Genomic DNA, 12,318 nt, shown 5'->3' with positions numbered 1-12,318 from the left:
GTCGCCAGGCAAATGGAAAAACAGCTCATAAGAGCTGTTTTTTTATTGATTAAATGGTGTTCGAAGGAACAAGACTTAGTTAAGAAATAAAAATGCGAGGGTTTGAAGAAGCAAGGAGGTCAAGGAAGTAAGGAAGTGACGCCCGGAATGTGCGATGCATGAGGACGGAACGAGTGTAGCTGACGCAGAGATCCGCAGCTTATTCAAAGCCGAGCCCGAACACGGAAGTTAAGCTTCGGCGCAGATGGTTGTTAGGGGCTCTCCCCCTGTGGGAGTAGGACGTCGCTAGGCCAAAAAAGAACAGCTAATAAGGTAAATAGTTCCGTTTCAGTAGAGAAACATACCAAATAGAATGCAAAATAAGAGACCAAATCGCATATGATTTGGTCTCTTATTTTTGCCTCTTATATATCAACGATTTTGAGGTTTTACTACTTTAATCAGCAAGCAAAATCGTAACCTAAAAACATCTTGACAATTGTTTTTGTCAACGTACTAATTACTATTTTAATTCATATGCTATTTAATATGTTGATTTTTTTACTTAAGAGTAGGTAATTGATGTCTTTTTTGAGTAACCAAAGATAATTTAAAACATAAATGAGTTAACTGAATACACTTGACTAATCGTAAGAAATAAGCGGAAATTTTTCGGCTATACAGCAGGATAGAGCTCGGTTCGGGGGATATAAGCGGAAGTTTTCCGATTAAGCAAAGCAATCTTACTCATTTTCTCGTTTTTCGAATCAATAGTCGGAATCTTTCCGTCTATTAAGTTACTTTTAGTACTATTTTCTAACTTAAGGGAAATTTCTTCGCTTATTTATCAAACTCGCTTTATCGGCTAATGAACTTGTACAACTTCTAAATCAAAATAGATGGTTTTAAATGTTCTCCGGCTTCGCTCAAGAATTGTTTCAGATTTTAGGTTGTCATATCTCCCATTATGATATTATCAAAAAAAAGCTTTAAAAGATCACATTGAAAGCCATATATCTTTAGTGTAAGAGGGAAAGATAAGACGCCTTTCAGTTTTCGGAAAAGGCTCCCTTTTCTTGAATAACAAGTCTTTTAATAAATAATGCTATTTTAATTTATTTACTAAGATATCCTTATGAATATTTGATAAATTTAGCAATTCAAAACTACAGTTATTTATTAACTCGATAAGTTTGGTTGCTTAATCCCAAGCTAAATTGTAAAGAGACTCGTCAATAATTCCATTTATAAAAGCCCCTTCTAGTTCATCAGCATCTTTTTGAATTACCTCTCCAGAAGGTAACAAAACAATATCCAAAAATAAATCATCCATCCAAGGGATATTTCTATCTAATCCATTTTCCATGCAAATATCTATATACCATTGCACTATATTGCCTTTAACATCAAACATAGTTGTTACTGAATGTTTTTTCTCTAAGGGGAATTGTTGAAGCCACATATAGCCATCATCAACAATACATATTTCATTTTCTCCATAACTAACTGTTAATGGTTCAGTTACTTTAATAGTACGTAATAAAGTGATATACCCCTTAAATTCCTTTGTATCAAGAAATGATTGTGCGTATTTTCTTTTTAAAATTCGTTTCCATTCTGAACGATCTCCATACTTTCTCTTAAGCATCTCCATCCCCCCAAAATCAATTTTCCTAATTACGCCATATGTGGATCGCTTTAGACTTTTGAAAAAGGATTTTCACTTTTTTGTTCAGACCTATAATAGAGGCATCCCTTTGTTAAAGAAATGTGCCAGATTGTTGAAGATCGTTATTAGATTAAAGCCCCCTTTAGCAGCATTGGCAGCCCTTAACTTAACTCTTGCACCAGTTAGTTAAATATGGTTTTAGTATTGTCCGACTTTCACTGGTCCAGTTTCAGTTAACCATCTATCAATTGCTTTAACTGAGAAATAGAACTCATTTCCAATCTTTAAATATGGAATCTGGCTTTTTGTAACATCTTCACTAACAAACATTTTGATTTCCTCTTCTGTAATTCCAAGATAGTCTCCTAATTCGGATAAAGTTAATAATGGTTCCTCTCGTGTTGTTTCCTTATTACTTTTTTCATTAACCATTTGTTCTCTGCTATTATTTAATCCACTTGAAATTAACCAACTGCCAATTACAATAGCAATCGCTAATGAGAAAATTGATGTAGCAATTAAATTATTTTTCATTTCGCATCTCCCTTTTTAACTTACTAAACTAGCTGCTTCTTTACTTCAATAAGAAAGAGCCATTCTCCTTCTTGAAGAATAGCTCCCAATAGTATCATAAGGAATGTTATTGATTTATTCTAGATATCTAGGTTATTCAACAATCTGGCCCGTTTGTAGAACAAGAAAAAACAACATTTTCCATATATTAAATCTGCGGATCGCCCTTTTTTCCATTTTTTCATACTCTTCTTCTGCTTTATTGTTCAATATACTAATATACATTGAACAATAAATATTTTATTTATAATACACATCGCAAAATTTGTTATTCTTTTGTAAAATGATAATTCAATATTAGGAGTAAAATGGAGTATGGGAAGGGTATAAAAAAGGTAGAGGAACTTTTATAAGGAGAGGGTCGTTGTGCTCGAAAATAGTTTTATCATGGTCACCATTATTCTAGTAATAAATATTGTTTACGTGTCATTTTTTACGATTAGAATGATATTAACGTTAAAGGGACAACGATATTTAGCGGCCTTTATCAGTACAATAGAAGTGGTTATTTATGTGGTGGGACTTGGGCTGGTTCTGGATAATCTTAATCAGATCCAAAATTTGATTGCCTATGCAGTTGGGTATGGGATTGGGGTTATTGTTGGGATGAAAATTGAGGAGAAACTGGCTCTTGGTTATATAACGGTAAATGTCATTACGAAGGGATACGATGTGGACATGCCGAAAATGCTAAGGGAGAAGGGATATGGTGTAACTGATTGGGCTGCGAACGGATTGGAAGGAGACCGGATGGCACTGCAAATCCTGACTCCGAGGAAGTATGAGTTAAAGCTATATCAGACCATTAAAGAGCTTGATCCGAAAGCATTTATTATTGCGTATGAACCGAAAACTATACATGGCGGCTTCTGGGTAAAAACAGTAAAGAAAGGAAAGTTATCTTCATGAGTAAAGGAAAAAAGAAAATGATGTTTGAAGTACAGGAAAATGAAACAATTGGTGCTTGTTTAGATCGAATACAAAAAGCAGGTTATATGCCTGTCAGAAGGACGGAAAAGCCTGTTTTTGAGGAAAAAATAGTGGAGGGATCAACCATTTACGAGCCTATAGGACGGCAGATTGTGTTTGAAGCTAAGTTAATTGAAACTTAAAACACGAACATTAAATTAATATATTTTTTAATTGTTCGATTATTGGTTGACATGACTATCTATAGTTGTTAAGATGTGGATATAAGTTATAAATGAAGCGAATAATCCCCTCATATAATAATGGGAATATGGCCCATGAGTTTCTACCCAATGACCGTAAATGATTGGACTATGAGGGAAAGTAGATATGCCTGGCGCGTAATTCAGGAATTCATCCTGTTGTATTTAGGTGTGTTCCCGTATGCTTTTTTTGCCTGGACAAATTACTTTCTCTCATTGAGGAAGTATTTGTCTAGGCTTTTTATTTTGAAAAATACATAGATCCGGAGGAGAAAAGATGGCACAAGTTGCAGTGATCATGGGAAGCAAATCTGATTGGGAAACAATGAAGCATGCGTGTGAAATTCTTGAAGAGCTTGGAATCGACTACGAAAAGAAAGTTGTTTCCGCCCATCGAACTCCAGACCTAATGTTTGAATATGCAGAGATTGCAAGAGGAAAAGGCATTAAAGTGATCATTGCCGGGGCTGGAGGAGCAGCTCATCTGCCTGGAATGGTTGCTGCTAAGACGACCCTTCCGGTTATTGGTGTTCCTGTTCAGTCGAAAGCTCTTAATGGACTAGATTCTCTATTATCGATTGTTCAAATGCCTGGAGGAGTACCGGTGGCAACTGTTGCCATTGGCAAGGCTGGAGCAACGAATGCAGGCTTGCTGGCAGCTCAAATTCTAGGTGCATTTGATTCAAATTTAGCTGATAAATTGGAGCAAAAAAGAGAAAAAACTAAACAAGAAGTATTAGAAAGTAGTGATGAGCTTGTCTAATAAAGTGATTTTACCAGGACAAACCATTGGAATCATTGGCGGCGGGCAGTTAGGAAGAATGATGGCTATCGCGGCAAGAGCGAAGGGCTTCAGAATTGCTGTGCTTGATCCAACAGAGGATTCTCCTTGCGGGCAAGTCGCTGATCACGTTATACTCGGCGATTATGACAGCATTGATGCCATTAAAGAACTGGCAAAAGTAAGTGATGTCATTACGTATGAATTTGAAAATATTAATGCGAAAGCTTTAGATTGGCTATGTTCTAACACTTATGTCCCCCAAGGTTCTGCTTTACTTGAAATTACTCAGGATCGAACAAAGGAAAAAGCGGCTATCCAGAAGGCTGGTGCGGAAGTAGCTCCTTATGCAGTTATTGGGGATGTAAAAGACATTTATGAAAATATCGAAAAGCTTGGCATGCCTGCTGTATTAAAGACTGCTAGAGGCGGATACGATGGAAAAGGACAATATGTGATTAAGAATGAGAAGGATATTATAGAAGCAGCTAAGCTTCTTGAAAAAGGGATCTGTGTCCTAGAAAAGTGGATTCCTTTTGAAAAAGAGATCTCTGTTATTATTTTCAGAAGCGTGTCAGGGGAAGTGGCTGTTTTACCAGTTGGTGAAAATATTCATAAAGAAAATATTCTGCATCAAACAATCGTACCGGCTAGAGTATCAGAAGCAGCAAAGGAAAAAGTCATACAGGCAGCAAAACAGCTTGCAGAAGCATTCAAACTAGTGGGAACCTTGGCAGTAGAAATGTTTTTGACAGAAGATGAGCAAATTTATATTAATGAGCTTGCGCCAAGACCGCATAACTCTGGGCATTATTCTATTGAAGCTTGTGAAACCTCGCAGTTTGAGCAGCATATCCGTGCGATCTGTAATTGGCCGCTTGGTAGTACAGAGCTATTAAAACCGGCTGTAATGGTAAACATATTAGGAGAACATCAGGAGCCATTAATAAAGAATATTCCTTTACTAAAAGACTGGAAGATTCATTTGTACGGTAAAAAGGATGCCAAATATAAACGCAAAATGGGGCATGTAACCCTGTTATGCGAATCAGTTGAAGCAGCACTTGTAGAAGCTGAGGAGAGCGGCATTTGGTCCGATGTGACAGTAAAGATCGGAGGATAAAAGATGATTGAACGTTATACAAGACCTGAGATGGGTGCAATTTGGACAGAAGAAAACCGGTTTCAAGCATGGTTAGAGGTTGAAATTTTAGCTTGTGAAGCATGGGCAGAGCTTGGTGATATTCCAAAAGAGGATGTTCAGAAAATCCGAGAGAATGCTTCCTTTAACATTGATCGCATTAAAGAAATTGAAGAAGAAACGAGACATGATGTAGTTGCCTTTACTCGTGCCGTTTCTGAGACTCTTGGTGAGGAGAGAAAGTGGGTTCATTACGGACTAACGTCTACAGATGTTGTGGATACAGCCCTTTCCTACCAAATTAAACAAGCTAATCATATTCTTCTGAACGACCTTGAACGGTTTGTTGAAATTCTAAAAAACAAGGCTCAGGAGCATAAGTATACCGTTATGATGGGGCGTACGCATGGAGTTCATGCAGAACCAACTACATTTGGTCTAAAGCTTGCCCTTTGGTACGAGGAAATGAAGCGAAATGTTCACCGCTTTAAAGATGCAGCTGCCGGAATTGAATTCGGAAAAATCTCTGGTGCTGTTGGAACATATGCGAATATTGATCCGTTTGTTGAACAATATGTTTGTGAAAAGCTTGGCCTAAAGCCAGCTCCGATTTCTACACAGACATTGCAGCGTGATCGCCACGCGCACTATATGAGTACGATTGCCCTAATTGCCACTTCAATTGAAAAATTTGCAACAGAAATCCGCGGTCTGCAAAAGAGTGAAACACGCGAGGTTGAGGAATTTTTTGCAAAGGGGCAAAAAGGTTCATCTGCTATGCCGCATAAGCGCAACCCAATTGGTTCAGAGAATATGACAGGAATGGCAAGAGTCATTCGCGGCTATATGCTCACTGCTTATGAAAACGTAGCTCTATGGCATGAGCGTGATATCTCGCATTCTTCAGCTGAAAGAATCATTATTCCCGATGCAACGATTGCCTTGAACTATATGCTGAATCGCTTTGGAAATATCGTGAAGAATTTAACCGTCTTCCCTGAAAACATGAAGCGAAATATGGATCGTACATTAGGATTAATTTATTCACAGCGTGTTCTACTTGCTCTAATTGATAAGGGAATGCCACGTGAAGAAGCATATGACACAGTTCAGCCGCGTGCAATGGAAGCATGGGAAAAGCAGGTTCCATTCCGCAGTTTAATTGAACAGGACGAGACCATTATTGCTAAGCTTACATCGGCTGAAATCGAAGAATGCTTTGATTACCATTACCACATCAAGCATGTTGATACAATTTTTGAACGCTTAGGACTCTAAGAAATTGACTCTGTTAAAGCTCCTTGTTGAATGTGTTATTCGTTGATTGGAGCGGAAGGCGCGAGACTCCTCCAAAATGCATACGCATTTTGTCGTGCGGTGTTCATTCAAGGAAGTTTTTTCATTGTCCTGCGGGAAAAGCGAGTCTAAGGGAGACCCCGCAGGCGCGATAGCGACGAGGAGGCTCCCAGACCGCCCGCGGAAAGCGAGTGCCTGCAGCGGAAATCAACAGCAAGATAGCTAAAAAATTATATCTATATAAAATTCCCAATCTTCACACTTAGGAGGATCCAGCATGGAAAAGGGAACACTGTTATACGAAGGAAAAGCGAAAAAGGTTTATAAAACACATGATCAAAATGTTGTTTGGATTGAATATAAGGATTCGGCAACTGCTTTTAATGGGGAAAAGAAAGCGAGCATTTCAGGAAAAGGCCGCTTGAATAACGAGATTACGAGTTTGCTATTTTCGAAGCTTAAGGAGTTTGGGATAGAATCACATTTTATCAGACAAGTTTCAGAAACAGAGCAGCTGGTGAAAAAAGTAGAAATTATCCCGCTTGAAACAGTAGTTCGTAACATTTCCGCTGGGAGCTTCGCAAAGAAATTTGGAATGGAAGAAGGTAAGCCGCTCCCAAGAGCCATTGTGGAATTTTACTATAAAAATGATGACTTAGGAGATCCGCTCGTAACAGAAGAACATATTGAAATGCTTGGGTTAGCGAGTAAGGAAGAAGTAGAAATTTTAAAAGAAAAGGCACTAAAGGTCAACGAAGTTTTATCGGAATTTTTCAAAGAGTTAGGAATACGCCTCGTTGATTTTAAGCTTGAGTTTGGAAAAGAGTCAGGTGGTCATATTCTACTTGCAGATGAAATTTCACCAGACACATGCAGACTTTGGGACATCGAAACAAATGAAAAGCTAGATAAAGATGTATTCCGCAGAGATCTTGGAAGTTTAACAGATGCATATAAAAATATTTTAGCCAGACTGGGAGGCCAAACAGTATGTACAAAGTAAAAGTATTCGTCACATTAAGAGAAAGCGTATTAGATCCTCAAGGAACAGCAGTGAAAAACTCTCTACACACCATGAATTACAGCGAAGTTTCTGATGTTCGCATCGGAAAATACATGGAATTAGGCATTGGAAAATCAGACCGTCCAGTAGAGGAAATCGTGAAGGAAATGTGTGAACGTTTATTAGCTAACGTGGTGATTGAAGACTACCGTTTTGAAATTGAGGAGGCTGTTGCTCAGTGAGATTCGCGGTTATCGTTTTTCCAGGATCGAATTGTGACGTAGACATGTATCATGCTGTGAAGGATGAACTAGGTGCTGAAGTAGAATATGTTTGGCATGATGCAGAAAGCTTAGAAGGCTTTGACGGAATTCTGCTGCCTGGAGGATTTTCATACGGAGACTACCTTCGCTCTGGTGCCATCGCGCGTTTTAGCAATGTTATGAAGGAAGTTGTGAAGGCAGCTGAAGCTGGAAAACCAATTCTAGGCGTTTGTAATGGATTTCAAATTTTACTAGAAGCAGGGCTATTGCCAGGAGCCATGAGAAGAAACGAAAGCTTAAAATTCATTTGCCGTCCGGTTCAATTAAAAGTTGAAAATAACGAAACGATGTTTACTTCTGCCTATGAGAAAAATGAAGTGATTACGATCCCGATCGCACACGGTGAAGGAAACTACTATTGCGACGTGGAAACTCTAACAAAATTAAAAAACAATAATCAAATTGTATTCACATACAGCGGTACGAATCCGAATGGAAGTCTTGAAGATATCGCAGGCATTGTCAATGAAAAAGGAAATGTACTAGGGATGATGCCTCACCCTGAGAGAGCTGTTGATGAACTATTAGGCGGGGCAGATGGTCTGAAATTATTTCAATCAATCGTAAAACAATGGAGGGAAGCACATGTCGTTAAAGCTTGAGCCAAGTCCGGAACTATTAAAGGAACAAAAAGTATATAAGGAAATGGGTTTAACAGACGAAGAGTTTGCGATGGTTGAAAGTATTCTTGGACGTCTTCCTAATTACACAGAAATCGGTCTTTTCTCCGTAATGTGGTCTGAGCACTGCAGCTACAAAAATTCAAAGCCTGTGCTAAAAAAATTCCCGACTAAAGGGGAAAGAGTACTTCAAGGACCTGGAGAAGGAGCGGGAATTGTTGATATTGGCGATGAGCAAGCAGTTGTATTCAAAATCGAGAGCCATAATCATCCTTCTGCGATTGAGCCTTATCAAGGAGCTGCAACAGGTGTAGGCGGAATTATTCGTGATGTGTTCTCTATGGGTGCAAGACCTGTAGCGATGATGAATTCCCTTCGCTTTGGAGAATTAGATCATCCGCGTACGAAATACCTTTTTAAAGAAGTAGTAGCGGGAATCGCTGGCTATGGAAACTGTATCGGTATTCCAACGGTTGGCGGCGAAATTCAATTTGACCCAGCATACGAAGGAAATCCGCTTGTGAATGCGATGTGTATCGGCTTAATCGATCATCAGGATATTCAAAAAGGCCAAGCACATGGTGTTGGCAACACGGTTATGTATGTTGGAGCGAAAACGGGCCGTGACGGCATTCATGGAGCAACATTCGCTTCTGAAGAATTAACAGATCAATCGGAAGAAAATCGCCCAGCGGTTCAAGTTGGGGACCCGTTCATGGAGAAGCTTTTACTAGAAGCTTGTCTGGAACTTGTGAAATCAGATGCTTTAGTTGGAATTCAAGATATGGGAGCGGCTGGATTAACGAGCTCTTCAGCTGAAATGGCAAGTAAAGCTGGCTCTGGAATTGAAATGAATCTTGATCTTGTCCCACAACGTGAATCAGGGATGACTGCATACGAAATGATGCTATCTGAATCTCAAGAAAGAATGTTAATTGTTGTGAAAAAAGGCAGAGAACAAGAGATTGTCGATCTTTTCTCTAAATATGATCTAGAAGCAGTCGCGATCGGAAAAGTAACAGATGATAAAATGCTTCGTCTTCTTCATAACGGAGAGGTTGTGGCAAATGTTCCGGCTGATGCACTTGCTGAGGACGCACCGGTTTACCATAAACCATCACAGGAACCAGCTTACTATCGCGAGTTCCAAGCGATGGACAATGATATTCCAGCTGTCGAAGACTATAAAGAAACATTAGTTAAACTCCTACAGCAGCCTACGATTGCGAGCAAAGAGTGGGTTTATGACCAGTATGATTACATGGTTCGCACGAATACAGTTGTAGCACCTGGATCCGATGCAGCAGTCATTCGCATTCGCGGTACTGAAAAAGGCTTAGCGATTACAACAGACTGTAACTCTCGTTATATTTATCTTGATCCAGAAACAGGCGGAAAAATTTCAGTGGCTGAAGCGGCTAGAAATATCGTTTGTTCCGGTGGGGAGCCATTAGCGATTACAGATGGCTTGAACTTTGGAAGCCCAGAAAAGCCTGAAATCTTCTGGCAGATTGAAAAATCAGCGGATGGCATCAGTGCAGCATGTCTTGCATTAGATACTCCTGTTATTGGCGGAAATGTATCTTTATATAATGAAACGAACGGTGAAGCCATCTACCCGACTCCAATCATTGGAATGGTTGGACTTGTTTCAAGCTTAGATCATGTAACAACACAAGAATTCAAAGCAGCAGGTGACCTCATTTATCTTTTAGGAGAAACAAAGGATGAATTTGGCGGAAGCGAGCTGCAAAAGCTGACTTACGGCAAAATTTTCGGAAAAGCACCTGAAATTGACCTTGAAGTGGAAAATCGCTATCAGCAGCAAGTTTTACAAGCCATTCGTGCAGGGCTCGTTGCTTCTGCTCATGACCTTGCAGAAGGCGGCTTAGCGGTTGCTGTTGCAGAAAGCGCAATGGGATCAAAAGGCCTTGGGGCAACGATCCGAATCGATGGTAACAAAGTTTCAGCTCTATTTAGCGAATCTCAATCACGTTTCTTAATATCTGTCAAAAAAGAACATCAACAAGAATTTGAAAGTTTAGTAGATGCAAAGCTAATTGGAGAAGTGAGAGAACTACCAGTTCTTACGATCAACTCAGAGGATGGCCTTGTTTTAGCAGAGCAGGTGGAAACGCTAAAGCAGGCTTGGAAAGGAGCTATTCCATGCTTGCTGAAATAAAAGGGTTAAATGAGGAATGTGGCGTGTTCGGTGTATGGAATCATCCTGAAGCATCTCAAATTACTTATTACGGTCTTCATAGTCTGCAGCACCGTGGACAAGAAGGGACCGGAATGGTTGTAACTGATGGTCTGACGCTTAAAGGTAAAAAAGGCGAGGGGCTAGTGACAGAGGTTTTTTCAACAGATGCTATTAACGATTTAAAAGGGAAAGCAGCCATTGGACACGTAAGATACTCAACGGCAGGCGGAGGCGGCTATGACAATGTTCAGCCATTGCTATTCCATTTTCAGAGCGGCAGCATGGGACTTTGCCATAATGGCAACTTGATTAATGCGACTGGACTAAGACATCAGCTTGAAGGTCAGGGCAGTATTTTTCAAACAAGCTCTGATACTGAGGTGTTAGCTCATTTAATTAGACGCGGAGGTTTTACGGAGTTAAAGGATAGAGTTAAATATGCATTGTCGATGCTAAAAGGTGCTTATGCCTTTCTGATTATGACGGAGACAGAGTTAATGGTGGCGCTTGATCCAAACGGCATGAGACCTCTTTCTCTAGGGAAAATTGGTGATGCTTATGTGGTTGCTTCGGAAACATGTGCCTTTGATATTGTTGGAGCAACGTTTGTCCGTGATGTTCAGCCAGGGGAATTGCTGATTATTGATGATAACGGTGTTCGCTCCGAATTGTTTGCGCATGCTTCAAACATTGCGATGTGCACAATGGAATATATTTATTTCTCTCGTCCTGACAGCAATATTAACGGAATTAATGTTCATACTGCCCGTAAAAATTTAGGAAAACAGTTAGCAGTTGAATTTCCAGTTGATGCGGATGTTGTGACAGGTGTGCCTGATTCGGGAATCTCTGTTGCGATTGGCTATGCAGAAGCAACAGGAATTCCATATGAAATGGGCTTGATTAAAAACCGCTATGTTGGCCGGACATTCATTAAGCCTTCTCAGTCGTTAAGAGAGCAAGGGGTTAAAATGAAGCTCTCTCCGGTAAGAGGAGTCGTTGAAGGCAAAAAGGTTGTTATGGTAGATGATTCGATCGTGCGCGGGACAACGAGTAAACGAATTGTCTCTATGCTAAAAGAGGCTGGAGCAACAGAGGTTCATGTTCTCATCTGCTCGCCTCCAATCGAGCATCCATGCTTCTACGGAATTGATACTTCGACAAAAGAAGAATTAATTGCAGCAAATCATTCAGTTGAAGAAATTAGAGAAATGATTGGTGCAGACACTTTATCCTTCTTAAGTGTTGAAGGTATGGTGAAAGCGATTGGGAGAAAAGGAGATTCCTGCGGCCAATGCCTCGCTTGTTTTACAGGCAAGTATCCGACAGAAATCTATCCTTTGCAAACAGAACATTCTCCAGTGACAGTTTGATTTTTGACATGTAAAAAAAGCGGCATTGAAAAATGTCGCTTTTCTATTCAGTAGTATCAATCGTAGTTTATAGAGAAAGTAACTTTTTAATTTGAAAAATGTCTAGCTCCAGCGCCTACCCCCTCGAGGTCACAAGCCAATCCTCCTAAAAAGGTAAAGAACACCTTTCCAGGAGGCTCGTCTTG

General features: G+C 39.8%; 12 protein-coding genes and 1 riboswitch. Of the genes, 10 read left to right on the top strand and 2 right to left on the bottom strand.

Annotated features, from left to right (window positions below; translation table 11 throughout):
* Nucleotides 1-1,180: 1,180 nt before the first annotated feature.
* The gene (locus H0173_RS09985) at nt 1,181-1,627 is read right to left on the bottom strand and encodes a ribonuclease FAU-1 family protein (RefSeq protein WP_313770624.1); all 447 of its coding nucleotides are present in this window, start codon (nt 1,625-1,627) and stop codon (nt 1,181-1,183) included.
* Between the two features lie 219 nt (nt 1,628-1,846).
* A complete protein-coding gene (locus H0173_RS09980) occupies nt 1,847-2,182 on the bottom strand; it encodes a helix-turn-helix domain-containing protein (protein WP_221846201.1) in 336 nt (111 codons plus the stop codon).
* Nucleotides 2,183-2,608: 426 nt separating this feature from the next.
* Between H0173_RS09980 and H0173_RS09975 the strand changes: the two genes are divergently transcribed.
* From H0173_RS09975 to purF, 10 genes are all read left to right on the top strand, one after another.
* Nucleotides 2,609-3,130: a DUF2179 domain-containing protein gene (locus tag H0173_RS09975; RefSeq protein ID WP_221846236.1), complete on the top strand. Its 522-nt coding sequence runs from the start codon at nt 2,609-2,611 to the stop codon at nt 3,128-3,130.
* The gene (locus H0173_RS09970) at nt 3,127-3,333 is read left to right on the top strand and encodes an NETI motif-containing protein (RefSeq protein WP_221846200.1); all 207 of its coding nucleotides are present in this window, start codon (nt 3,127-3,129) and stop codon (nt 3,331-3,333) included. The genes H0173_RS09975 and H0173_RS09970 overlap by 4 nt, the downstream gene beginning before the upstream one ends.
* Before the next feature lie 90 nt (nt 3,334-3,423).
* Nucleotides 3,424-3,525: riboswitch (purine riboswitch) on the top strand.
* A gap of 145 nt (nt 3,526-3,670) precedes the next feature.
* Nucleotides 3,671-4,156 carry a 5-(carboxyamino)imidazole ribonucleotide mutase gene (purE, locus tag H0173_RS09965; RefSeq protein WP_221846199.1) on the top strand — a complete coding sequence of 162 codons (486 nt, stop codon included), beginning with the start codon at nt 3,671-3,673 and terminating at the stop codon, nt 4,154-4,156.
* The gene (gene purK / locus H0173_RS09960; protein WP_221846198.1) at nt 4,143-5,297 is read left to right on the top strand and encodes a 5-(carboxyamino)imidazole ribonucleotide synthase; all 1,155 of its coding nucleotides are present in this window, start codon (nt 4,143-4,145) and stop codon (nt 5,295-5,297) included. The genes purE and purK overlap by 14 nt, the downstream gene beginning before the upstream one ends.
* A 3-nt stretch (nt 5,298-5,300) precedes the next feature.
* Nucleotides 5,301-6,593, top strand: a complete 1,293-nt coding sequence (gene purB, locus H0173_RS09955) for an adenylosuccinate lyase (RefSeq protein ID WP_221846197.1) — start codon at nt 5,301-5,303, stop codon at nt 6,591-6,593.
* Nucleotides 6,594-6,888: 295 nt separating this feature from the next.
* Complete coding sequence (gene purC, locus H0173_RS09950; protein WP_221846196.1) at nt 6,889-7,614, top strand: phosphoribosylaminoimidazolesuccinocarboxamide synthase; 726 nt, start codon at nt 6,889-6,891, stop codon at nt 7,612-7,614.
* Nucleotides 7,602-7,856 (top strand): phosphoribosylformylglycinamidine synthase subunit PurS, encoded by a 255-nt coding sequence (gene purS / locus H0173_RS09945; RefSeq protein WP_221846195.1) that lies wholly within the window; start codon nt 7,602-7,604, stop codon nt 7,854-7,856. The genes purC and purS overlap by 13 nt, the downstream gene beginning before the upstream one ends.
* Nucleotides 7,853-8,539 carry a phosphoribosylformylglycinamidine synthase subunit PurQ gene (gene purQ, locus H0173_RS09940; protein ID WP_221846194.1) on the top strand — a complete coding sequence of 229 codons (687 nt, stop codon included), beginning with the start codon at nt 7,853-7,855 and terminating at the stop codon, nt 8,537-8,539. The genes purS and purQ overlap by 4 nt, the downstream gene beginning before the upstream one ends.
* On the top strand, nt 8,523-10,739 hold the full coding sequence (purL, locus tag H0173_RS09935) for a phosphoribosylformylglycinamidine synthase subunit PurL (protein WP_221846193.1): 2,217 nt from the start codon (nt 8,523-8,525) through the stop codon (nt 10,737-10,739). Before purQ ends, purL begins: the two co-directional genes overlap by 17 nt.
* Nucleotides 10,724-12,133, top strand: a complete 1,410-nt coding sequence (gene purF, locus H0173_RS09930; protein WP_221846192.1) for an amidophosphoribosyltransferase — start codon at nt 10,724-10,726, stop codon at nt 12,131-12,133. Before purL ends, purF begins: the two co-directional genes overlap by 16 nt.
* Nucleotides 12,134-12,318: the final 185 nt, after the last annotated feature.

It is taken from the genome of Bacillus sp. S/N-304-OC-R1, from assembly GCF_019749375.1.
Taxonomy (GTDB): domain Bacteria; phylum Bacillota; class Bacilli; order Bacillales; family Cytobacillaceae; genus Cytobacillus.
Note: the sequence above shows the minus strand (reverse complement) of the source record. Positions and strands in the feature narration are given on the sequence as shown.